The organism is Sulfitobacter sp. EE-36 (genome assembly GCF_000152605.1).
In the GTDB taxonomy this organism is placed as follows: Bacteria; Pseudomonadota; Alphaproteobacteria; order Rhodobacterales; family Rhodobacteraceae; genus Sulfitobacter; species Sulfitobacter pontiacus.
This window is the reverse complement of sequence record NZ_CH959310.1, coordinates 536,364-559,964: the sequence shown is the minus strand read 5'-3', so window position 1 is coordinate 559,964 and position 23,601 is coordinate 536,364. Positions and strand designations below refer to the sequence as shown.

Below are 23,601 nucleotides of genomic sequence, written 5' to 3'. Positions count from 1 at the left end.
ACTGCAACTCATGTACCGTCCAGCCCGTGTATCACCGAAAGTGCCGATACAAACCTGACAGACTGGAAATTCTCGCCTTATGCCATTTGAAGCCATCGACCCGCCACAGAATAACTCTTTGGCAGGCCACCGAAAGATTGCCGTCATCGGCGCGGGTATTTCCGGCATGGGGGCGGCGCATATGCTGGGCGACGACCATCAGGTGACCTTGTTCGAAAGCTGCCCCCGTCTGGGGGGCCACGCGCGCACGAAGATGGCGGGCAAGAACGGCGACCAGCCTGTAGATACGGGCTTTATCGTGTTCAACTACGCCAATTATCCCAACCTCGCCGCGCTGTTCAAAGAGCTCGACGTGCCGGTGATCAAATCCAACATGAGCTTTGGGGCCTCCATCGATGGGGGGCGGTTGGAATACGGGCTGATGACGCTGGATTCGATTTTCGCGCAGCGGCGCAATGCGCTGAATCCGAAATTCCTGCGTATGTTGACCGATATCGTGCGGTTCAACAGCACGGCGACCAAGTTGGCGCAAGACCGTACGCTGACCATCGCCGGGTTCTTGGACAAGCTGGGCGCGGGTGAATATTTTCGCAAATACTACCTGACGCCGCTGTCGGGCGCGATCTGGTCGACGCCGGTCGACAAGATCATGGATTTCCCCGCCTATTCCATGATCGACTTCTTCGAGAACCACGCCTTGCTAAGCCACACAGGCCAGCACCAGTGGTATACGGTTAAGGGCGGGTCGCAGGAATATGTGAACCGTCTGGGAGCATCGCTGACAGCCAAGGGCGTCGACATTCGCCTTGGCACGCCGGTGCAATCCGTCCGCCGCACGCCCTTGGGCGCAGAGGTGAAAACCCATGGCGCGGAATGGGAAGCCTTTGACGAGGTCGTCTTTGCGAGCCATTCCGATGATACGCTTGCCCTTCTGGCCGACCCAAGCACGGCAGAGCGTGCGGCCTTGGGTGCGGTGAAATACCAGCCCAACGACGTGGTGCTACATGCCGATGCCTCTGTTATGCCCAAGCTGCGCAAGACCTGGGCCTCGTGGATTTATGCCGAGGATAAGGGGCAGAAGTCCGACCGGATTGACCTGACCTACTGGATGAACTCGCTGCAACCGATCCCGATGGACGACCCGCATTTTGTGACGCTCAATACCAAGCGACCGATCCGCGAAGAGCTGATCTATGATCAGGTCACCCTGCGCCATCCGGTCTATGATCTGGGCGCGCTGGCCGCACAAGAACAGGTGCGCGCCTTCAACGGCACGCAGAACACCTGGTTCTGCGGCGCTTGGATGAAGCATGGCTTCCACGAGGACGGGCTCTCTAGCGCTGTTGACGTGGTGCAGGGGCTGCGGGCCAAGGCAAAGGTCGCACTGGCCGCAGAATGAGCGCCGGCGTCGATCATATCCGTGGTGTGACCTATCATGGGCGCAAGGGGGCGGTCGAAAACAGCTTTCGCTATTCGGTCGATTACGTGGTTCTGGATGCAGAGGCATCGCTGCGAACACCAGCGTTGTTCGGGCGCAACCGCGGGGCCGTGACATCGCTGTGGGACGAAGACCACGGCGGCACCAAAGGCGCGGGTCGCGGGGCCGCGTGGGTGCGCGATGTTCTGGCGCAGCACGAAGTCACGGGCGTCGCGCGGATAGAGCTGATGGCGCAACCGCGCGTTCTGGGGCATGTGTTCAACCCTGTCAGCTTTTGGCTGTGCCACCGCGCGGACGAGGCGCTGATCGCCGTGATATCAGAGGTATCGAATACCTTCGGTGACCGGCACAGCTATCTATGCCGCCACGATGACCTGCGCCCGATCACGGCCACAGATCATCTGCACGCGACCAAGATTTTCCACGTATCGCCATTTCAGCCGGTCGAAGGGGGATACAGTTTTCGCTTTGATATCCGCGCCGACCGTATTGGTGTCTGGATCGATTATACCCAGTCCGAAGGGGGCTTGATCGCCACCCTGACGGGCCGTCGTGGCCCTCTCACGAACCAGGCAATCCTGTGGTCGCTGCTGCGGCGTCCCTTCGGGGCGCGGCGGGTGTTGGCCTTGATCCACTGGCAGGCGCTAAAGCTGTGGTGGAAAGGCGGCGGCTATCGCCCGCGTCCTGAACCGCCGGTGAAAGACGTGTCGGGCACGTGACCCGTTCGGCACATCAACTGCCTGCCTATGCGCTGTTTGCGTCGCTTCTGGCGGCGGCGGGGCTGCCGATTTATATTCACGCGCCCAAGTTCTTTGTTGATGAATACGGGGTGTCGCTGGGGGCTTTGGGCACGGTGCTTTTTGCGCTGCGCCTGTTGGATGTGGTGCAGGACCCGCTGCTGGGGCGGCTATCGCAAGCCTTGCGTCACAGGCGCGGCGCGGCGGTCGCCGTCGGTGTCGCCCTGATGGCTGTATCGATGTTTGCCCTGTTTGCAGTACCTCCCCTGTTGCCGCCGCTGATGTGGTTCGCGCTGACACTGACGGGGGTGTTTTCGGCGTTCAGCTTTCTGACGATCTGCTTTTACGCGCAAGGGGTCGCCAAAGCCGCGCAGTTGCCCGGGCGCGGACATCTGGTGCTGGCGCGCTGGCGCGAAACGGGGGCGTTGCTAGGCGTCTGCGCGGCCTCGGTACTGCCTGTGATGCTGGGGCTGGTGATGGGGGCCCCGTTTACAGGGTTTGCCATCGGTTTTGCCGCACTTGGTCTGGGCAGCGTTTTTGCAATGCGGGGCGAATGGCGCGGCGGCGATATCGTGGGTCCCACGGGGATCGGCGTGGTCCTGCGCGATCCGATTGCCCGTCGGTTGCTGCTGATCGCGCTGTTCAATGCGGCCCCTGTCGCGGTCACATCTACGTTATTTCTGTTCTACGTCGAAAGCGTGCTGCGTGCCCCGGGGTGGGCGGGCGCGCTGCTGTTGCTCTTCTTTCTTTCGGCTGCGGTGGCCGCCCCGTTGTGGGGCAAGCTGGCAGAGCGTTTCAGCCCCAAACCCGTCCTGCTGTCCGCAATGGGGTTGGCGATCCTTGTGTTTGCAGGGACTTTGCTGCTGGGGGCGGGGGATGTGGCGTGGTTCGTGCTGGTCTGCATCGCCTCTGGCGCGGTGCTGGGGGCCGACCTGACACTGCTGCCCGCGATGTTCTCCGCGCGGATGGCGGTGGTCGCCCCGCAGGCCGCCGAGGGGTTCGGGCTGTGGTCGCTGGTGTCGAAATTCGCCCTTGCCTTCGCTGCGATAACGCTACTTCCCACCCTGCAGGCGTCCGGCTTTGACAGCGGTACGACGGGCAATGGACCGGTGGCAATCTCGACGCTCATATGGCTCTATGCTGGCGTGCCTTGCGGGCTCAAGCTGTTGGCCATCGGTTTTCTGGCCGCCACGCCGATGCAAAAGGAAGATGAAGAATGATGGACATGTTGCAGTTTGCTCTGGGGGCCGCAGTGGTGGCCGCAATCTGGCTGGCGCGGCGGCGGATCACCGATTTCCCTGCGCAAAAGCCGTCGGATTATGCGGATGACTACACTGTCTTTGACATGAGGAAACATCTGGACGGGGCGATGGTCTGCGAAGGCGTCATCTTTGGCCCCGCGGGGCGGGTCACCAGCAGTTTCGTGGCAGATTTCAACGTGACATGGGACGGCGACACCGCACGTATCGACGAACATTTCGTCTATGACGACAACACGACCCAAGACCGCACATGGACGATCACATTGGGCGAGACGGGGCATTTCACCGCCACCGCGCCGGACGTCAAAGGCACGGCCAAGGGCCGCAACGTCGGTGCGACGGTGCAGTCGAAATACACCATCAGGCTGCCCGATGACGTGGGCGGGCACCTGCTGAATACCGTGGACTGGATGTATCTGACCGGCGATGGCACAATCATCAACCGCAGTCAGTTCCGAAAATTTGGGGTGAAGGTGGCCGAATTGGTCGCAACCATCCGCAGAAAGGACGCAGCATGACCGAATGGACAGGAAAACGCTATTGGCTGATCGGGGCGAGCGCCGGACTGGGCGAAGCGCTGGCACATAAGCTGGGCCGACTGGGGGCCGAGGTCATCGTCTCTGCCCGGTCTGAAGACAAGTTGGCGGCGCTGGTCGATGAACTGCCTGTTTCCGCAAGCTACCAGACCATCGACGTGCAGGATATCGACAGCATCCGCGCGGCGGTCAAGGCCGTCGGGCCGGTGGATGGCGTTGTCTATCTGGCGGGGGCCTATTGGCCCTTTGGGGCGCAGGCATGGGAGCCGGAGCATGCGACCACAATGATCGATGTGAACCTTACCGGGCTGGTGCGCGTGATGGGCGAAGTGGTGCCTGATATGGTCAAGCGCGACGCGGGCCACATCGTGATCACCTCTAGCCTCACGGCCTATCGCGGGCTGCCAAAGTCTATCGGCTATACGGCGTCCAAGGCGGGCACCTTGTCCTTGGCGGAATGTATGCACGCCGACCTGCGCAAGACCGGCGTGAAGGTGCAGGTGATCAACCCCGGCTTTATCCGCACGCAGCTGACCGACAAGAACGACTTCAAGATGCCCTTTTTGATGGAGCCCGAGGCCGCCGCGCAGCAAGTGGTCGAGCATATGAGCGGCAGCAGCTTTAAGAAAAGCTTCCCCTTCGGGTTCTCGCTTTTCTTCCGGCTGGCGCAGTTCCTGCCCGACGGCATCTACTACCGTCTATTCGGGTGACCGGATCGGGCGCGTGATCCGCCCGATCTGAACGCGTCACACGGCGGCGCTGTGTTCTTGGAACAGCGCATGGGCCCGCGCCCAGACGGGCGAGGCATCTTCCGCCAGTGCCGAGAGCGTCGGCAGCAGCTGCGCGGCGTAGTCTTCAGAGCTTTCCAACGGCAGCATCGACGGCAGGTTGTCGATCGCGGTGACATCCAGAGGTGGGGTGTCATGCACGCGTAACGCGGGCTCTTCCCATGCGGTCGCGCGGTCATAGACCGGTACGGGGTTGAAGTCGCTGTCGGGATCGCAGGCGATATCGCCGATCACCCGCAGCGCGCGATCCCTGTCCAGCGCGCTTTTGGGCACGAAAACCGGTGTCTGCGGCCCCGCCAGAATGCAGTTGAAAAACAGCACATGCTGCAAAATCTCGGGGAAGGGGCCGCCGTGGGCGGTCTCCTTCATATCCCACCCGGTGACCTTGATCCCCAGACGGCCGCAAAGATCGGCGGCACCGCTGCCCACCCGACCAAGTGCACCGATGACCAAAGCGTCGGGCGTGGCGAGCCCGTCGATCTCTGCCGTAAGGTCGCGGGTCAGCGCATCGGCGTTAGGATAGGGCGTGATGGGGGCGACAGCTTGCCCACGGGTTTGGGCGGCCCAGCATTTGACGGCCACCGCCGCCCCCGCGAACCCCGCCCAATAGCCAAAGGCGGCGACGCGTCGGCCTGTCTCGTCGGTCAGATACTCAAGGTCCAGCAAGGTGCCGCCGCCCGCCTTGAAACGTTGTAACAGGATACGCCCCGCAGATTGACCTTTGTAGGCGTGACCGAACATGATGTGCCGGTGCACCAGCGGTGTGCCGTCCTCTGGCAGTTCCTTCAGGCCAAAGATGATCGCATCGGCAGGCGCGTCGGGCCAGCTGTTCTGTGGCGCGATGGTGCAGCCCGTGGCCGCATAGGCATCGGTCGCGATCACGCGGCTGTCCGAGGCTTCGACGGTGACGCGAAACCCCTGTTCCATCAACGCGGTAACCCCTTGAGGCGTGATGCCGACGCGGGTTTCATTGTCGCGCTGTTCGGCGCGAACCCATAGATGTGGCGCGGTCATAGCATCCCCTTGTCTTTCACCGCTGCCACGCTGGCGCGGGCAGTCATCTGCTGCATGAATGTCGTGATCTTGGGGTAGGCTGCCGTATCCACGCCGTCGCCCTCAAGCCAGTTGCACACGACGAACAGATAGGGATCGGCAAGGCTGAAATCGTCGCCCAACACATAGGGCCCGTGCAGGATATCACTTTCGACAAAATCGGCACAGGCGGCCATGGTTTCGGGCACCTGAGCCGTCATATCCTCGAAGCTTGATTGTTGTTTGGCCCACCGCGATCCGCGCATCTTGTGGGCATGGGCAACATGCATGGTAGAGGCGAGGTAGTACATCGCGCTGCGCATCTGTGCGGCGGCGGTCGGGTCCGTGGGGACCAGCCCGGCTTTGGGCGCAATGGCAGCGACATAGTCCAGCAGCGCACCGGTTTCGGTCAGGATCGTATCATCCTCAAGCCGCAGCGCAGGCACGCGTCCCTTGGGGTTGATCGCCAGATATTCGGGTTTCGTCTGCTCTGCCGTGGCGAAGTCGACGCGCACCGGCTGATAGGGCAGGGCGGCTTCTTCGATGGCAATCGCCACCGCGACAGAGATAGTTCCGGGCGTGTAATAAAGCGTAAGCATCGTTTTGCCTTTCAGATATGGGTCTGCGCGACACGGCGTGCGGGGGTATCCAGATGGGGCACCGCGTTGAACAACACCGGCGACCAGTGGCCGCCAATGGGGAACAGCCGGTGCATCGACGTGTGCATGATCGCCAGCGCGATGCGCGACATGGCCGGAATGCCCAGCCCCATCGCCTGCGCCATCACCATCGAGATCAGCCCCCCAGAGGTCACGACCAGCGCCGGCCCGTCCCCGTCCGAGATCTCTGATAGCACGGATTTGATGCGCCCTTCGAAATTGGCGTAGCTCTCGGGCGGGTTTTCGAGCCTGTCGCTTTTCCACGTCTCGAACACCAGCGGCAGGTGGTTGGTGAACCCGCCCTGTTCCGTGGGGAAAGGGATGCCGTGCTGCTGCTCCATCATGGTGGCGAGGGTGAAATACTCAAGCTCGTTCAGCCGCGCGTCGCGTATCGGTTCAAGCCCGGTATTCATCCCCTCTGCCGTCTCGATATGGCGGCGCAGCGTGCCGGTATACAGCCGCGTGTGGTGGGTTTCGGACTGGCGCAGGTGGTCGCCCAGCCACGCGGCCTGTTCGTGGCCAAGCGGGCTTAGCTTGTCATAGCTGATTTCGTCCTTGGCCTGGGAATTTGCCTGACCGTGACGGATGAGGGTAATGTGGGACATAGCGCGCCTTTTTCTGTTGCGCCATTGATAGGCAAGCCATGCGCGGGTGGAAAGCCTGCCCGCCCCTCGCATGTCGATTTTTTGCAGGCGGCCCCCCGCGTCGCGTATCGGAAACGCCGGTGGCGCAAAAACGGGGCAGGGTGTCGGGAATATGACTGCCGTCGCATGCGTGCCCTGCCTATACTGCGGGGCGGTACAGGAGGGTTCCCCATGGCGGATAAGGTAAAATTCACGCTCGACGGCGAAGAGGTCGAGGCCGACACCGGGCTGACCATCTGGGAAATCGCCAATGGGCGCGGTCTGAAAATCCCGCATCTGTGTTTCACACCGGAGCCGGGGTATCGCCCCGATGGCAACTGCCGTGCCTGTATGGTCGAGATCGAAGGCGAACGCGTGCTGGCCGCCTCCTGCCTGCGTGAACCGAGCGACGGTATGGTCGTCACCACCAACAACGCGCGCGCCGAAAATGCCCGTAAGATGGTGATGGAATTGCTGGTCACCGATCAGCCCGCCCCCGAAGTCGCCCACGATAAATCCAGCCACCTGTGGGACATGGCCGCAATGGAAGGTATCTCGGAAAGCCGCTTCCCCAAGCTGGAAGAGGGGCGCATCCCGTTGCTCGACGACAGCCATGTGGCGATGCGTGTGAACCTTGATGCCTGTATCCAGTGCAATCTGTGTGTGCGCGCCTGCCGCGAGGTGCAGGTCAATGATGTGATCGGGATGGCCGGTCGCGGGCATGACAGCTATCCGGTGTTCGACATGGCCGACCCGATGGGCGCGTCCTCTTGTGTGGCCTGCGGTGAATGTGTGCAGGCCTGCCCGACGGGGGCGCTGATGCCCGCCACGGTGGTCGATGACGCGCAGGTGGGCGACAGCGCCGACTTTGATAGCGAAGTCGACAGCATCTGCCCGTTCTGCGGTGTCGGCTGTCAGGTGTCGCTGAAGGTCAAGGACGGCAAGATCAAATACGTCGAGGGCATCAACGGTCCCGCGAACGAAGGGCGGCTTTGCGTCAAGGGGCGCTTTGGTTTTGACTATATCCACCATCCGCATCGCCTGACCAAACCGCTGATCCGTCGCAAGGACGCCCCGCCCAAGGGGTTGAACGTGGACCCGGGCAACTGGCAAACCCACTTCCGCGAAGCCACCTGGGACGAGGCGCTGGATTTCGCTGCGGGCGGTATGAAAAAGATCGGCGGCGCGGGTGTGGCGGGCTTTGGATCAGCGAAATGCACGAACGAGGAGGCCTACCTGTTTCAAAAGATCATCCGACAGGGCTTTGGTCACAACAACGTCGATCACTGCACGCGGCTGTGCCATGCCTCGTCAGTGGCCGCGCTGATGGAGAATGTCGGATCCGGTGCCGTCACCGCGACCTTCAACCAGATCGAAAACGCCGATGTTGCGATTGTGATCGGCGCGAACCCGACCGAGAACCACCCCGTCGCGGCGACCTTCTTCAAACAGTTCGCCAAGCGCGGCGGCAAGCTGATCGTGATGGACCCGCGCGGCCAGGCGCTGAAACGGCACGCGTCGCATATGCTGCAATTCCGCCCCGGCACCGATGTGTCGATGCTGAACGCGATCATGCATGTAATCGTCGAGGAAAAGCTTTACGACCAGCAGTATATCGAAGCCTACACCGAAAACTGGGAGATCGAGAAAGCCCACCTGAAAACCTTCACCCCTGAAAAGATGTCCAAGATCTGCGGCATTGACGCGGAGGTGCTGCGCGATGTGGCGCGGACCTTTGCGGGGGCGAATGCGGCGATGATTTTCTGGGGGATGGGCATTTCGCAGCACATCCACGGCACCGATAATTCGCGCTGCCTGATCTCGCTTGCGCTGATGACGGGGCAGATCGGACGACCCGGTGCGGGGCTGCATCCGTTGCGGGGGCAGAACAACGTGCAGGGCGCGTCTGACGCGGGGCTGATCCCGATGTTCCTGCCCGATTACCAGCCGGTGTCCGATGATGGCGTCCGCTCTGCCTTTACCGACGTGTGGCAAAGCAGCGATTTCAGCGACAAGAAGGGCCTCACCGTGACCGAGATTATGGACGCGGTGCATGACGGGGATATTCGCAGCCTCTATGTGCTGGGTGAAAATCCGGCGATGTCGGACCCCGATGTGGAACACGCCCGCGATGCGCTGGCCAAGCTCGATCATCTGGTGGTGCAGGATATCTTCCTGACCGAGACCGCGAATTTTGCCGATGTGATCCTGCCCGCCAGCGCCTTTGCGGAAAAATCCGGCACGGTGACCAATACCAACCGTCAGGTGCAGATGGGCCGCCCCGCGGTGCCGCCGCCCGGCGACGCGAAAGAGGATTGGTGGATCGAGGTTGAACTGGCCAAACGTCTGGGGCTGGGCTGGACCTATACCGACCCGAGCGAGGTTTTCGCCGAGATGAAGCTGAATATGTCGTCTCTCAATAACATCACTTGGGACCGGTTAGAGAGCGAAGGGGCCGTGACCTACCCGTCCACCAGCCCCACCGATCCGGGGCAGGCGATTGTCTTTGCCGATGGCTTCCCCCGACAGGACGGACGCGCGCGGTTTACCCCCGCCAGCATCATCGCGCCTGACGACGCGCCGGATGAAGACTATCCGATGATCCTGACCACGGGCCGGCAGCTTGAACATTGGCACACGGGGTCGATGACGCGGCGGTCCTATGTGCTTGATGGGCTAGAGCCCGAGGCGAACTGTTCGCTCCACCCGTCTACCTTACGCAAGCTGGGGGTAGAGCCGGGTGCCTATATCCGGCTCACGACCAAGCGCGGGTCGATCGAACTGATGGCGCGCGAAGACCGCGCCGTGTCGCCCGATATGGTGTTTCTGCCCTTTGCCTATGTCGAAGCGGCGGCAAATATCCTGACAAATCCAGCGGTTGACCCTTATGGCAAAATCCCCGAGTTTAAATTCTCGGCCGTGAAAGTAGAGGCCGCAACAGGCCCCCAACCCGCGGAGTAACCATGCAGATCAACCCCGACCGCTTTCTCGCCGACCTTCACAAATTGCGCTCGTTCGGCGCAGCGGGGGTGGGCAAAGGGGTGGTCCGCCCGGCCTATAGCGACGCCGATGTCGCCGCGCGGGACTGGCTGGCCGATCAGATGCGCGATGCCGGTTTGCGGGTTGAAATGGACCAGATGGGCAATCTTTTCGGCTTGGCCGACGGGCCGTCGCTGTTGATGGGGTCACATTCCGATAGCCAGCCCGAAGGCGGATGGCTCGACGGCGCGCTTGGCGTGATTGCCGCGCTCGAGGTCGCCCGCGCCGCAGCCGAGGCCAGCGGCCCCGCGATCTCTGTCGTGTCGTTTCAGGATGAAGAGGGGCGCTTTGGCGTCACCACGGGCAGCGCCGTTTGGGGCGGGCATCTGGATCAGGCCGCCGCCGATGCGCTGACCGATCATGCGGGCGTGACCCTTGGCGACGCGCGTCAGGCCGTGGCGCATCTGGTCACGGGCGAGGTGTCGCCCGATCTGTTCACCGGCTTCGTCGAGTTGCATATCGAACAGGGGCCGACGCTGGATACCAGCGGCGAACAGATTGGTGTGGTCACCGATATCGTCGGCATCCGCGACATGAAGATCACCTTTGATGGGCAGCAGAACCATGCGGGCACCACACCGATGCATCTGCGCCGCGATGCGTTTCAGGCGGTCTCTGCCTTCAATGCCGCGTTGAACGACCGGCTGCGCAACGTCGTCACACCGCAGACCGTCTGGACCATCGGCCATGTCACGCTGCACCCAAATGCATCCTCTATCGTGCCGGGGCGTACGGTGTTCTCGATGCAGTGGCGCGATGCGGATGCGGACCGTCTGGGCCGGATGGAACAGATCATCCGCGACACCGCCACCGAGATCGCGGCGCAGCAGGGGCTGACGGTCAGCTTTAGCACAATGCTGGGGCTGGAACCCGTCGCGATGGACCCGGTCCTGCGCACCGCGCTGGAAGCCGGCGCGGAAGAGGTCGCGCCGGGCAACTGGCGCAAGATCCCGTCGGGCGCGCTGCATGACGCGACCAATGTGTCGCGCAAGATGCCGGTGGCGATGCTGTTTGTGCCGTCGATCGGAGGGCTGTCCCATACCTTCGAGGAAGACACGAGCGAGGCCGATCTGGTGGCTGGTGTTCAGGTGCTTGCCCGCGCGGTGACGCGGCTGGGGTCAGTGACGTAGATAGCCGCGACGCTCGGCCCGTGTGCGATAGCGGTCCGCCATTTTTGACGCCTCGCGCAGGTTGCCGAAACACTGGATCACCGCTTTGGGCTGGCCACCTGCGACGCCCCATTCGCGCAGGACAGAGACTTCGCTGAACAGGTTCATCGCGATTTCGACGCGATAGAACAGCCGTCTTTGGGCGGGGTTGGTCCTGTACAGCAAGCATTCGATCATGGGTAGAATCTAGCGGGCCAAGGGGCAGGCGCGCAATAAAAAACGGCAGCGCCCGAAGCAGAAAAGACAGCGGTGCCATCTGTGGCGGCAGGTGGCAACGCGTGGCTCAGGCCACGGTTTTGCGCAGGGTGATGCTGGTGGGGCGGTCAACCCCCGCGTGCGCCGTGCGGGCATATTCGTGAAAGCCGAGCGCGCGAAAGGTGGCGTGATTGTCCAACAGCTCCACCCGCGTTTGCAGTTCCAGCTGGCCAAGGTGCAGGGCACGGGCGCGGCTCTCGGCGTGGGTGATCAGATGGCGTGCCAGCCCCAGTCGCTGATGGCTGGGGGCAACGCAGAGCTTGCCCAGATACAGAACCGCCGGTTTCACGCTCAGCACCACACACGCCAGAGGCGGCGCGCCGATCACCCAGATTTCATCCCTATCCGCCGTGGCTTGCAGCGATGGCAAGGTGGTTTGGCCAAGCGAGCTTGGCGGGTCAATGCGCCCCTCCATATAGGCAAAGCAGTCGCGCATCAGATGCAGCACGTCGTCCAGATGGGGGCTGCCACCGCTGATGCGACGGGGGGTCAGCTCCATGTGACGTCGCCCAGAAAGATGTAGCCCGCGCCATAGATCGTCTTGATCAACTGCGGGTTTTTGGGGTCTTCGCGCAGTTTGGTCCGCAGCCGCGAAATCCGCACGTCCATCGCCCTGTCAAAGCTTTCAGAGGCGACGCCGCCAAGGCTCGACTGCATCTGCGCGCGGCTGAGCAGACGTTTGGGCGCGTCCAGAAACAGGCGCAGCACCTCCCCCTCCGCGTGGGAAAAGGGGGTTTCGACACCGCTTTCATCCTCAAGCGCATAGCGGTCGAAATGTGCCTTCCACCCGCTGAACGCGGCGACGGTGCCGGCTTGCGGCGTGGGTTTGGCGCTGCGCAGACGGGCACGGATACGGGCGACGACCTCTGCCGGATCAAAGGGCTTGATGATGTAGTCATCCGCGCCAAGTTCCAGCCCCGTGACGCGGTCCTGCACCTGTGCGCGGCCCGAGATGATGATCACGATGGCCCCTTGTTCCAGCGCCAGGCGATGCACCAGCGTCAGCCCGTCTGAATCCGGCAGGGACAGGTCCACCAGACAGACATCGGGGGTGTGGGTCGCCAAGGCGGCCTCGAACGCGCGGGCGCGGCTGAAGGACAGCGTGTCAAAGCCCGCTTCCTCTAAAGCGTCGGCGAGAAGCGTGCGGATTTCGGGTTCATCGTCCAGAATGGTGACGAGGGGGCGGGTCATTGGGCGGCACTCTCTTTCGGGGCAATCAGCGCGGTCAGATCCGCAATCTCGAAGGGTTTGCGCAATACGGGGGCAAGGGTTTGCGCCTCTAGAAACTGGGCATCATCGGGCGGGAGCGAGGTCATCAATACCAGCGGCGGGGCATCGGCGGGTAGGCGTTTGGCAAGGTCCAGCCCCGTCGCCTCGCCCACAAGCTGGATGTCGGACAGGATCAGCGCGATGTCGGGCAGATCGGCCAGCAGGGCGGTGGCCTCATCCGCGCTGGCAGCTTCGATCACGGAATGGCCCAGCCCCATCAACATGTCTCGCACCAGCGCGCGCAGGTCATCGGCGTCTTCGACCAGCAGAACCAGTCCGGTGGTGGCAGCCACGGCGGGGCGGTAGGGCAGCCGCATGGTCACCTGCGCGCCATGGGCCGTATTGCCAAGGCGCAGATCGCCCCCCGTCGATTTCACCATGTCATAGACCATCGGCAGCCCCAGCCCCGATCCTTCGGCCCCTTTGGTCGTAAAAAACGGATCAAACCCGTGTTCCAGCGCCGAGGGCGAAAATCCGGGGCCGGTATCGCGCAAGACCCATTCGATCCATGTGTCATGGACCTGTCGTATTTCGAGCGAGATCGCCCCCGCAGCCCCGCAGGCATCGCGGGCGTTCAGGATCAGGTTCAGCAGCCCGTCCTGCACCAGCCCGCTGTCCAGCAGCACGGGGGTGTCATCCATCTGGTTGTCGATGCTTAGCGTCATGCCCTTGGGCAGGGTGGGGCGCGCGATCAGGGTCAGATCTTCAAGCAGCCGCGGGATATGGGTCGCAGTCGGACGCAGCGTGCGCGCGCCTGTCATATCGGCAATAGAGCTAAGCAACGTGCCGCCCCGGCGCGCCGCGGCAAGGGTGCCTTCGATGAGGGGGGCGGCCTCTGCCGGTTGGCCGTCCAGCCGCCCCAGCCGGGACTGCAGGCCAAGGATGATCGTCAGCAAGTTGGAAAAATCATGCGCCAGCCCCGAGATCACCTGCGCCGCGATCTCGCGTCGTCGGGTCTGCTGCAGGGCGACACGGTTCTGGGTTTCCTCGGTCACATCCATCGACAGGATATAGACCCCGCCGTTTGTATCGGGGGTAAAGGCTCCGCGGATGCGCCGGGCGCTCATCTCGTCCGTGAATTCGATCACCGACGGCTTTCCGGCAAAGGCTTGGGTGAGCGAGGGAGCAATAGAATCGTAGGCCTGCTGACCCAGAACCTCTGCGATATGGCGGCCGATCAGATCCGCGCGCCGCCCCGGCATGACAGAGGCCAACCGCCGGTTTGAATAGGTGTAACAGGCGTTTGCATCCACATGGGCGATATGGGCCGGCATCATTTCTGTGGTCAGCCGCGTGCGGGCTTCAGACAGGGTGAGCTGGCGTTTTGCCTCTTCCAGCGCGGAGTTCATCGCGGCAAGTTCGCGGTTGGTGGCTGACAGTTCTTCGGCGTGGGCCAGCACCTGCCCCGACAGCGCATCAGACCGGGCGCGCAGCAGTGCCTCTTGCTGTTTGGTGCGGGTGATGTCGGTGTAGACGGTGACCCAGCCGCCTTGGGGCAGGGGGGAGCCTTCGACCGAGATGGTGCGGCCATTGGCGCGGGTGCGTTCCATATAATGGGGTTCAAACGCGCGGGCCTGTTCCACCCTTTCGGCCACGAAATGCGCCACGTCGTCCACGTCGCCGTATTCACCCAACTGTGCCAGCAGCGTGATCGTTTCCTGAAAGCTCGCACCGGGGGTGACCAGCGCTTTGGGGAGGTCGAACATCTGCTGGAACGGTGCATTACACAGCACCAGCCGCAAATCCGCGTCATAGATCGTCAGCGCTTGCGCGATCAGGTTCAGCCCCGCAGCCGTCATGAGTTTTGTCTGGTGATCGTCGATCTGCATGCAGACTCCCCCCGCGGCAGACTGCACCATCCCCACAGCGCCGCCAAGCGCAACCTTGGGAAATCACGCCTGTTACAATTCGTTAGAATTGAGAAATCATTAGGTAAAAGTTGACGCAGAGCATCAGGTCAACATCATGGTGTGACATCAGAATCGCACCAGCGATCGACCTGCCGAAAAAGAGCAGGGTTTGGGAGGAAGACATTTGGCTCACACGCTCGTGAGCGCCGACGGACCGCAATCGGTTCCGGCGCTGCTGCATCGTAATGCAAAGCAATTTGCGAACGCGCCTGCGTATCGCGAAAAGGAATATGGCATCTGGCAAAGCTGGACGTGGGCACAGACCCGCGACGAGGTCGAAGCGCTTGCGCTTGGCCTGCTGGAGCTTGGCGCGAACGAGGGTGACTTTATCGCCATCATCGGCCGCAACCGTCCCTATCTCTATTGGGCCATGATGGCCGCAGAGATGGTCGGTGCTGTGCCTGTGCCGCTGTATCAGGACGCCAACGCCGAAGAGATGGCCTATGTGCTGGATCATTGTGGCGCGCGTTTTGTGATCGCCGGTGATCAGGAACAGGTCGACAAGGTGCTGGATGTTCAGGATCAGCTGACCCAGTTCGAGCGTATGATCTATCTTGATCCACGCGGAATGCGCAAATACGACCACGCCGCGCTGGACCAGTATAGCGCCGTCCAGGACATGGGCCGCAAGGCGCGCGACAAGCACATCAAAGAGCTTGAGGCGCGTCAGGCCAAGCTGGACTACGACAGCACGGGCGTCATGCTTTATACCTCTGGCACCACGGGCAAGCCCAAAGGTGTGGTGCTGAGCAACCGCAATATTATCGAGACGGCCAAATCCTCTTCCGCGTTCGACAAGCTGCGTCAGACGGACGATATTCTGGCCTATCTGCCGATGGCCTGGGTGGGGGATTTCATCTTTTCCGTAGGGCAGGCTCTGTGGACAGGCTTCTGCACGAACTGCCCTGAAAGCGCGGACACGATGCATGTGGACCTGCGCGAGATCGGCCCGACCTATTATTTCGCCCCACCGCGCGTGTTCGAAACCCAGCTGACATCGGTGATGATCCGGATGGAGGACGCGAGCCGTTTCAAAAAGTGGCTGTTCGACAAATTCATGGCCCATGCGCGCAAGGTGGGCCCCGCCATTCTGGACGGTAAATCCGTAGGCGCAATGGACCGTGCGAAATACGCCTTGGGCGAGTTGATGATCTATGGCCCGCTGAAAAACACGCTCGGCCTCAGCCGCGTGCGCGTCGGCTATACCGCGGGCGAGGCGATCGGGCCCGAGATTTTCGATTTCTACCGCTCGCTCGGGATCAACCTGAAACAGCTTTATGGCCAGACCGAAGCCACCGTCTTCATCACCGCGCAGCCCGATGGCGAAGTGCGCAGTGACACGGTCGGCGTGACCTGCCCCGGCGTGGAGCTGAAGATCGCCGAGAACGGCGAAGTCTTCTACCGCAGCCCCGGCGTTTTTGTGGAGTATTACAAGAACCCCGAAAGCACCGCCGATACCAAGGATGCCGAAGGCTGGGTCGCGACAGGCGACGCGGGCTTTATCGAGGAAGGCACCGGGCACCTGCGCATTATCGACCGCGCCAAAGACGTTGGCAAAATGGCCAATGGCAGCCTGTTTGCACCGAAATACGTGGAAAACAAGCTGAAGTTCTTCCCCAACATCCTTGAAGCGGTGGTATTCGGGAACGGACGCGACGAATGCACCGCCTTTATCAATATCGACCTGACCGCGGTCGGAAACTGGGCGGAGCGCAACAACATCGGCTATGCGTCCTATCAGGAACTGGCGCGGCATCCGCAGGTGATGGACACGATCCAGAGTCATGTGGAAGAGGTCAACGCCTCTATCGCAGAAGACGAAATGCTGTCGGGCTGTCAGGTGCATCGCTTTGTTGTGCTGCACAAGGAACTTGATGCCGACGACGGAGAGTTGACGCGCACGCGCAAAGTCCGTCGCAAGGTCATCGGCGAGAAGTTCGACGATATCATCACCGCGCTCTACGACGGGTCGCCCTCTGTCAGCACGGTTACTGAAGTGACCTATGAAGACGGGCGCAAGGGGTCGATCTCGGCCACGCTGGAGGTGCGCGACGCCAAGGTGTTCGCAGACACCCGCAAGATGGCCGCGCAATGAGCATGACATCAGGCGGAGCATGCGGTTGCTGCGGTCGCGCAGTGGATTTTAAGACCATTTGGAAGGGGGCTGCGGCGTGAAAGATATGACCGACGGCTATGTCACAGCGGATGGGCGCCAGATTGGCCCCGTTGTGATGGAAATGAAAAACATCACCCTGCGGTTCGGTGGGGTGGAGGCGATCAAGGATATCTCTTTCGACATCCGTCAGGGCGAGATCCGCGCGATCATCGGGCCGAATGGCGCGGGCAAATCATCGATGCTGAACGTGATCAGCGGGTTCTACGTGCCGCAGGAAGGCGAGGTCTGGTACAAGGGCAGCCGTCGTCCGGCGATGAAACCCTTTGAGGTGGCGCAGCAGGGGATCGCACGCACGTTCCAGAACATCGCCCTGTTCGAAGGGATGTCGGTACTGGACAACGTCATGACGGGGCGTTTGACCAATATGAAGACCGGCATGTTCTGGCAGTCGATCTGGAAGGGCAAGGCGGAGCGCGAAGAGACCGCGAACCGCGAAGTCGCCGAAAAGATCATCGATTTCCTTGAGATTCAGGCGATCCGCAAGACGCCCGTGTCGCGTCTGTCCTACGGCTTGAAGAAACGGGTCGAACTGGCCCGCGCGCTGGCCGCCGAGCCGTCGATCCTGCTGCTGGATGAACCGATGGCGGGGATGAACGTCGAGGAAAAAGAGGACATGAGCCGCTTTATTCTGGATGTGAATGATGAATTTGGCACGACGATTGCCCTGATCGAACACGATATGGGCGTTGTGATGGACCTGAGCGACCGTGTGGTCGTGATGGATTACGGCAAGAAGATCGGCGACGGCACCCCGAGCGAGGTGCGCAACAACCAAGACGTGATCGACGCATATCTGGGGGTTGCCCATGACTGATTTTGCCACTGGTTTTGCGATGGGGAGGGTCTGATATGCCTGAGCAACTGGCCTTTACAATCGAGGTGTTCCTGAACGGGCTTATGGCGGGGGTGCTCTATGCACTGGTCGCCCTGGGGTTTGTTCTTATCTACAAAGCCTCGGGTATTTTTAACTATGCCCAAGGGGTTATGGCACTGTTTGCGGCCCTAACCCTGGCAGGGATCATCGATGGGCAGGTGCCGTTTAGCCACCTGATCAACGCAATCCTGGGCACGGATATTCACCATTTCGGCTGGCACGTGCCGGCGTTCCTCGCGATTTTGCTGACAATGGTGGTGATGATCGGGCTGGCCTATGCGGTGCAGCGGTTGGTCTTCCGCCATCTGGTCGGGCAAGAGCCGATCATCCTCTTCATGGCGACCATCGGTCTGGCCTATTTTCTGGAAGGGGTGGGCGATCTGATGTGGGGGTCCGACATCAAGTCTATGGATGTGGGGCTGCCGCAGGGGCTGAACACCTGGATCGACGACACCACTTTTAACGCCTTTGGCTACGGGTTCTTTATCGATAATCTGGATATCGTGGCCAGCATCATTGCCGCGTTGCTGGTGATCGGCTTGGTGATGTTCGCGCAATACACCAAACAGGGCCGCGCCATGCGGGCTGTGGCGGACGACCACCAAGCGGCTTTGTCTGTCGGCGTGTCACTGAACTTTATCTGGATCCTCGTATGGTCGCTGGCGGGCTTTGTCGCCCTTGTCGCGGGCATCATGTGGGGCACGAAATCGGGGGTCCAATTCTCGCTTTCGCTGATCGCGCTGAAGGCGTTGCCGGTGCTGATGTTGGGGGGGTTCACCTCTATTCCCGGTGCCATCGTGGGCGGCTTGATCATCGGTGTGGGGGAGAAGCTGTTCGAATTCCTGATCGGTGCGCCTTTCCTTGGCGGTGCGACAGAGAACTGGTTCGCCTACATGCTGGCGCTGATCTTTCTGGTGTTCCGTCCGCAGGGCTTGTTCGGGGAGAAGATCATTGAACGTGTGTAGTTTTGGCAACTCCCTGACCGGGGCTTTGCCCCGGAACCCAGGATTTAAAACCATTTGGAACGGGGGGAGCATCTGATGTTCTATCGTGAAGCCGGGGATTTCAGCGCCTCATACGAAGAAGACAGCCAGACGTTTCCGATCAAGTTCGACCGGTATCGCTATTATCTTGTGTTGTTCATCGCCATTGCCGTGATCCCGTTTGTGATCAATGACTATTGGGTGAACTCGCTGTTCCTGCCGTTCCTGATCTACGCCATTGCGGCGATCGGGCTGAACATTCTGGTGGGCTATTGCGGGCAGGTGAGCTTGGGGACCGGTGGCTTTATGGCCGTGGGGGCCTATGCCTGCTACAAATTCATGACCGCCTTTCCCGACGTGAGCATGCTGGTGCATGTGTTGCTGTCGGGGTTGGTGACCGCCGGTGTCGGCGTGTTGTTCGGCCTGCCATCGCTGCGGATCAAAGGGTTCTATCTGGCCGTGGCAACGCTGGCGGCGCAGTTCTTTCTGGTATGGCTCTTCAACCGTGTGCCGTGGTTCTACAACTACTCTGCCTCGGGCCAGATCAGCGCGCCGGAGCGGACATTCTTCGGGATCGAGATCACCGGACCGAATACGCAGGCCTGGGCGACCTATCTGTTCTGCCTGATGTTCGTGATCTTCAGCGCCTATGTGGCACGCAACCTGACCCGTGGGTCGGTGGGGCGCAAATGGATGGCGATCCGTGATATGGATATCGCGGCCGAGATCATCGGGGTGAACCCGCTGCGGGCGAAACTGACGGCCTTTGCGGTCAGCTCTTTCTTCATCGGCATCTCGGGGGCGCTGTTCTTTGCGGTCTATTTGGGTGCGGTCGAAGTGGGCGAGGCCTTTGGCATCCAGAAATCGTTCCTTGTGCTCTTTATGATCATCATCGGCGGGCTGGGATCGATCTTTGGCAGCTTTGCCGGGGCCGCGTTCCTTGTCCTCTTGCCGGTTGCGTTGAAAATCGTGGGCGTCGACTGGTTCGGTTGGCCGACGGATATCGTGGCGCATCTGCAGCTTGTGATCGTGGGCGGGTTGATCATCATCTTCCTGATCGCGGAACCGCATGGGCTGGCCCAGTTGTGGCGCGTCGCCAAGGAAAAACTGAGATTGTGGCCCTTCCCGCACTAGGGAAGGACGCATGGCCGGGGGGAGGAGACCCAAGGCCGAAGAAGAGACGACCGGGACAACCCGGCAAGATCGGATACATCCAAGGGAGGAAACACCGATGAAACTGAAGATGACTACGTTGGCGCTTGGCGCTGCTCTGGCTGCGGGCCCCGCAATGGCAGAGCTTGTATTCCCGTCGCTCAGCTATCGCACGGGCCCTTATGCGGCAAACGGGATTCCCTTTGCCGACGGCTATGCGGATTACTTCACGCTGCTGAACGAACGTGATGGCGGTATCGGTGGCGAGCCGATCCGGATGATCGAATGTGAAACCGGCTATAACACCGAAAAGGGTGTGGAATGCTATGAAAGCACCAAGGGCGAAGGCGCGCTGGTCTATCAACCGCTGTCCACCGGCATCACCTATCAGCTGATCCCCAAAGCGACGGCAGATGGCATCCCTGTCCACTCTATGGGGTATGGCCGGACATCGGCCAAAGACGGGTCGGTGTTCAAGAATATCTTCAACTACCCCACCAACTACTGGGACGGCGCTTCAGTCGCGATCAAGCACCTGCTGGATCTGAACGGTGGCAGCCTTGAAGGTAAGAAAATCGCGCTGGTCTATCACAACTCTGCCTACGGCAAAGAGCCGATCCGCACCCTGGAAGAACTGGGCAAAAAGCACGGGTTCGAACTGTCCTTGCTGCCCGTTGACCACCCCGGTCAGGAACAGAAATCCCAGTGGTTGCAGATCCGTCGTGAAAAGCCGGACAATGTGATCATGTACGGTTGGGGTGTGATGAACCAGGTCGCCGTGCAGGAAGCCGCGAACATCCGCTATCCGATGGATCAGTTCATCGGCATCTGGTGGTCCGGTTCTGAAAACGACGTGCGTCCAGCGGGTGACAAAGCCAATGGCTACAAGGCGCTGACGTTCCACAACGTGGGCGATGACTTCCCCGTGTTCGACGACATCCAGAAGTATGTTGTTGATACTGGCAAGGCCGCAGGTGCGGGCGACCAGATCGGGACCGCTTTGTATAACCGTGGTCTTTACGCCGCGATGCTGGCAGCCGAAGCTGCCAAAACGGCGCAGGGTATCCATGACACCAAGGCGCTGACACCGGCGCAGATGCGTGACGGTATGGAAGCACTGGAAATCACCGAAGCCAAGATGGCGGATCTGGGTCTGCCGAACTTTGGGCCAGAGTTCACGGTGTCTTGTGAAAACCACGGTGGGAACGGCTATGGTGCTGTGGCGCAGTGGGATGCTGCTGCCGACAGCTGGAGCCTGATCACCGACTACATCCAGTCGGACCAAGACGTGCTGGCCCCGCTGGTGACCGAAGATGCGCAGGCCTTTGCCGCGGAATCCGGTATCGAGCCCAGCTGCTAAGCGCAGCCCTTGAACAGGGGCGCGGCGGCATTGTTGCCGCGCCCGACCCCCACGCCACCTAGTGAAAGAGACACCCATGCTGGATGCCACCCCAACGCCCGACGCGCAGGTCGAGACCCTTCTTGAGGTCAATAATATCGAGGTGATCTATAACTCGGTCATTCTGGTGCTGAAGGGCGTGAGCCTGAAGGTGCCCAAGGGCGGTATTACGGCCCTGTTGGGCGGCAATGGCGCGGGCAAGACCACGACGCTCAAGGCGATTTCCAATCTGCTGCATTCCGAACGGGGCGAGGTCACCAAAGGGTCGATCAAATACCGCAATGATCCGGTGCACAAGCTCGACCCCGCAGAGATGGTGAAACGTGGTGTCGTGCAGGTGATGGAGGGACGGCATTGCTTTGAACACCTCACCATCGAAGAGAACCTGCTGACCGGTGCCTATACCCGCAATGACGGCAAGGCGGCGATCGCCCGTGATCTGGAAATGGTGTACGAATATTTCCCACGGTTGCGCGAACGGCGCAAATCGCAGGCCGGCTATACCTCGGGCGGGGAACAGCAGATGTGCGCCATTGGTCGTGCCCTGATGTCGCGTCCTGAAACGATCCTGCTGGACGAGCCATCGATGGGTCTTGCGCCGCAGTTGGTCGAACAGATTTTCGAGATCGTCAAATCGGTGAATGAAAACGAAGGCGTGACCTTCCTGCTGGCCGAACAGAACACCAACGTCGCCCTGCGCTTTGCGCATTACGGCTATATTCTGGAATCCGGTCGCGTCGTGATGGACGGCCCTGCCGCCGACCTGCGCGAGAACCAGGACGTCAAGGAGTTCTACCTCGGCATGTCGGACGAGGGGCGCAAATCCTTCCGCGATGTCCGCAGCTATCGGCGCCGCAAACGCTGGCTCAGCTGATCCAGCGCACGGCCCACGAGTTTTCCATTTCCTGACCACCCAGATGAATTGCGAGTAAGCGACATGGCACAGACGTCCTATTTTGACAGCCTAGAGACCCGCAGCCCCGAGACACGGGCGGCCGATCTCGCCCGGACCTTGCCCGCGCAGATCGCACGGGCGCAGGCGCTGCCGGGCTATGCCGGATCGTTGGACGGGATCGCGCCGGACACGATCACCAATGTCGAGGCGCTGGCCGCGCTGCCGGTTCTGCGCAAATCCGAGATCGGGAAACAGCAGGCGCAGTCGGCCCCCTTTGGCGGTTTCACCACCAAACCCGCCCATGCGTTTACCCATATCTTCCAGTCTCCCGGCCCGATCTATGAACCCTCGTCCGACGCGCCGGACTGGTGGCGCATGGGGCGGTTCCTGCATGCGGTGGGGATTGGCGAGGGCGACATCGTCCAGAACTGTTTTGGCTATCACCTGACACCTGCGGGCATGATCTTTGAATCCGGGGCGCGGGCTGTGGGGGCGGCGGTGCTGCCAGCGGGCACCGGGCAGACCGAACTGCAGGTCATCGCCGCGCGCGATATCGGCACGACCGCCTATGCCGGCACGCCGGATTACCTCAAGATCATTCTCGAAAAAGCGGATGAGATGGGGGTGACCCTTGGCATCACCAAAGCGGCCGTGGGCGGGGGCGCGCTGTTCCCATCCTTGCGCGACTATTATGCAGAGCGGGGGATCACCTGTTTGCAAAGCTATGCAACGGCGGATCTGGGCAACATCGCCTACGAAAGCCCCGCCGCCGAAGGCATGATCGTGGACGAGAATGTAATCGTCGAGATCGTGACCCCCGGCACCGGCACCCCCGTCGCTCCGGGCGAGGTGGGCGAGGTCGTGGTGACCACCTTGAACCCCGACTATCCGCTGATCCGTTTCGCCACAGGCGACCTGAGCGCCGTGCTGCCGGGGGCGTCTCCTTGCGGGCGGACCAATATGCGCATCAAGGGCTGGATGGGCCGTGCGGATCAGACCACCAAGATCAAGGGCATGTTCGTACGCCCCGAACAGGTCGCGGCGCTTGTTGCTAATCACCCCGAGGTCACGAAGGCCCGCGTGGTGGCAAGCCGTGCGAATGAACAGGACGTCATGACGGTGCATCTTGAGACGACGGGTGATGACGCGGACAGCTACGGTGCCTCTGTTGCCGCGCTTCTCAAGCTGAAGGGCAAGGTCGTGCTGGCCGCGCCGGGCAGCCTGCCCAATGACGGATTGGTGATCGAAGACCAGCGCAGCTATGACTGACCCGTGCTGAAGGCACGCATCCTGACACCGGAGATTCCGCTGCAAAGGCAGGATCACGCTCTTGCACCTGCGCGCGGCGCTACAAATTTCAGTCATCCCGCTGGTATTTCCGACTGAATTAGTCGAAACCAATCGC

The 23,601-nt window shown here is 61.3% G+C and carries 21 protein-coding genes; 14 read left to right on the top strand and 7 right to left on the bottom strand.

The genetic code is table 11. From position 1 onward, the window contains the following. Positions 1-79: 79 nt before the first annotated feature. Genes EE36_RS05365 through EE36_RS05345 form a run of 5 tightly spaced genes read left to right on the top strand, consistent with a single transcriptional unit; the run spans position 80 to position 4,683 of the window. A complete protein-coding gene (locus tag EE36_RS05365) occupies positions 80-1,399 on the top strand; it encodes an NAD(P)/FAD-dependent oxidoreductase (RefSeq protein WP_005850215.1) in 1,320 nt (439 codons plus the stop codon). Further along, positions 1,396-2,157, top strand: coding sequence for a DUF1365 domain-containing protein (locus EE36_RS05360; RefSeq protein WP_005850213.1), 762 nt, complete (start codon positions 1,396-1,398; stop codon positions 2,155-2,157). Before EE36_RS05365 ends, EE36_RS05360 begins: the two co-directional genes overlap by 4 nt. After that, positions 2,154-3,395 (top strand): MFS transporter, encoded by a 1,242-nt coding sequence (locus EE36_RS05355; RefSeq protein WP_005850212.1) that lies wholly within the window; start codon positions 2,154-2,156, stop codon positions 3,393-3,395. Before EE36_RS05360 ends, EE36_RS05355 begins: the two co-directional genes overlap by 4 nt. Then, positions 3,392-3,955, top strand: coding sequence for a DUF3833 family protein (locus tag EE36_RS05350; protein ID WP_005850210.1), 564 nt, complete (start codon positions 3,392-3,394; stop codon positions 3,953-3,955). Before EE36_RS05355 ends, EE36_RS05350 begins: the two co-directional genes overlap by 4 nt. After that, positions 3,952-4,683, top strand: coding sequence for an SDR family oxidoreductase (locus tag EE36_RS05345; RefSeq protein ID WP_005850208.1), 732 nt, complete (start codon positions 3,952-3,954; stop codon positions 4,681-4,683). The genes EE36_RS05350 and EE36_RS05345 overlap by 4 nt, the downstream gene beginning before the upstream one ends. Positions 4,684-4,719: 36 nt before the next feature. Here EE36_RS05345 and EE36_RS05340 read toward each other — a convergent pair whose 3' ends face one another. The 3 genes from EE36_RS05340 to EE36_RS05330 are packed head-to-tail and all read right to left on the bottom strand — an operon-like array spanning position 4,720 to position 7,057. After that, positions 4,720-5,775: a saccharopine dehydrogenase gene (locus EE36_RS05340; protein WP_005850205.1), complete on the bottom strand. Its 1,056-nt coding sequence runs from the start codon at positions 5,773-5,775 to the stop codon at positions 4,720-4,722. Continuing rightward, on the bottom strand, positions 5,772-6,392 hold the full coding sequence (locus EE36_RS05335) for a glutathione S-transferase family protein (RefSeq protein ID WP_005850202.1): 621 nt from the start codon (positions 6,390-6,392) through the stop codon (positions 5,772-5,774). Before EE36_RS05335 ends, EE36_RS05340 begins: the two co-directional genes overlap by 4 nt. Before the next feature lie 11 nt (positions 6,393-6,403). Then, a complete protein-coding gene (locus EE36_RS05330) occupies positions 6,404-7,057 on the bottom strand; it encodes a histidine phosphatase family protein (RefSeq protein ID WP_005850200.1) in 654 nt (217 codons plus the stop codon). Between the two features lie 210 nt (positions 7,058-7,267). Between EE36_RS05330 and fdhF the strand changes: the two genes are divergently transcribed. Next, positions 7,268-10,036, top strand: coding sequence for a formate dehydrogenase subunit alpha (gene fdhF / locus EE36_RS05325; protein WP_005850197.1), 2,769 nt, complete (start codon positions 7,268-7,270; stop codon positions 10,034-10,036). A 2-nt stretch (positions 10,037-10,038) separates the two neighbouring features. Further along, positions 10,039-11,244, top strand: a complete 1,206-nt coding sequence (locus EE36_RS05320) for a Zn-dependent hydrolase (RefSeq protein WP_005850195.1) — start codon at positions 10,039-10,041, stop codon at positions 11,242-11,244. Here the strand turns inward: EE36_RS05320 and EE36_RS05315 are convergent. The 4 genes from EE36_RS05315 to EE36_RS05300 form a co-directional block, all read right to left on the bottom strand. Continuing rightward, positions 11,233-11,460, bottom strand: a complete 228-nt coding sequence (locus EE36_RS05315; RefSeq protein WP_005850193.1) for a WGR domain-containing protein — start codon at positions 11,458-11,460, stop codon at positions 11,233-11,235. The genes EE36_RS05320 and EE36_RS05315 overlap by 12 nt on opposite strands. Positions 11,461-11,566: 106 nt before the next feature. Beyond that, complete coding sequence (locus EE36_RS05310) at positions 11,567-12,037, bottom strand: N-acetyltransferase (protein ID WP_005850191.1); 471 nt, start codon at positions 12,035-12,037, stop codon at positions 11,567-11,569. Beyond that, positions 12,028-12,729, bottom strand: coding sequence for a response regulator transcription factor (locus EE36_RS05305; protein WP_005850190.1), 702 nt, complete (start codon positions 12,727-12,729; stop codon positions 12,028-12,030). Before EE36_RS05305 ends, EE36_RS05310 begins: the two co-directional genes overlap by 10 nt. Further along, complete coding sequence (locus EE36_RS05300; protein ID WP_005850189.1) at positions 12,726-14,636, bottom strand: PAS-domain containing protein; 1,911 nt, start codon at positions 14,634-14,636, stop codon at positions 12,726-12,728. Before EE36_RS05300 ends, EE36_RS05305 begins: the two co-directional genes overlap by 4 nt. Before the next feature lie 205 nt (positions 14,637-14,841). Here EE36_RS05300 and EE36_RS05295 point away from each other — a divergent pair, with 205 nt between their 5' ends. From EE36_RS05295 to EE36_RS05265, 7 genes are all read left to right on the top strand, one after another. After that, positions 14,842-16,812: an AMP-binding protein gene (locus EE36_RS05295; RefSeq protein WP_039911620.1), complete on the top strand. Its 1,971-nt coding sequence runs from the start codon at positions 14,842-14,844 to the stop codon at positions 16,810-16,812. Between the two features lie 85 nt (positions 16,813-16,897). Then, complete coding sequence (locus tag EE36_RS05290) at positions 16,898-17,707, top strand: ABC transporter ATP-binding protein (RefSeq protein ID WP_174226616.1); 810 nt, start codon at positions 16,898-16,900, stop codon at positions 17,705-17,707. Positions 17,708-17,742: 35 nt separating this feature from the next. After that, complete coding sequence (locus EE36_RS05285; protein WP_005850184.1) at positions 17,743-18,732, top strand: branched-chain amino acid ABC transporter permease; 990 nt, start codon at positions 17,743-17,745, stop codon at positions 18,730-18,732. A 75-nt stretch (positions 18,733-18,807) separates the two neighbouring features. Beyond that, complete coding sequence (locus EE36_RS05280; RefSeq protein WP_005850182.1) at positions 18,808-19,884, top strand: branched-chain amino acid ABC transporter permease; 1,077 nt, start codon at positions 18,808-18,810, stop codon at positions 19,882-19,884. A gap of 97 nt (positions 19,885-19,981) precedes the next feature. Next, positions 19,982-21,262 (top strand): ABC transporter substrate-binding protein, encoded by a 1,281-nt coding sequence (locus EE36_RS05275; protein WP_005850180.1) that lies wholly within the window; start codon positions 19,982-19,984, stop codon positions 21,260-21,262. A gap of 76 nt (positions 21,263-21,338) precedes the next feature. Then, positions 21,339-22,175, top strand: a complete 837-nt coding sequence (locus EE36_RS05270) for an ABC transporter ATP-binding protein (protein WP_005850178.1) — start codon at positions 21,339-21,341, stop codon at positions 22,173-22,175. A 63-nt stretch (positions 22,176-22,238) separates the two neighbouring features. Next, positions 22,239-23,465: a phenylacetate--CoA ligase family protein gene (locus EE36_RS05265; RefSeq protein WP_005850176.1), complete on the top strand. Its 1,227-nt coding sequence runs from the start codon at positions 22,239-22,241 to the stop codon at positions 23,463-23,465. The last annotated feature ends 136 nt before the right edge of the window (positions 23,466-23,601 follow it).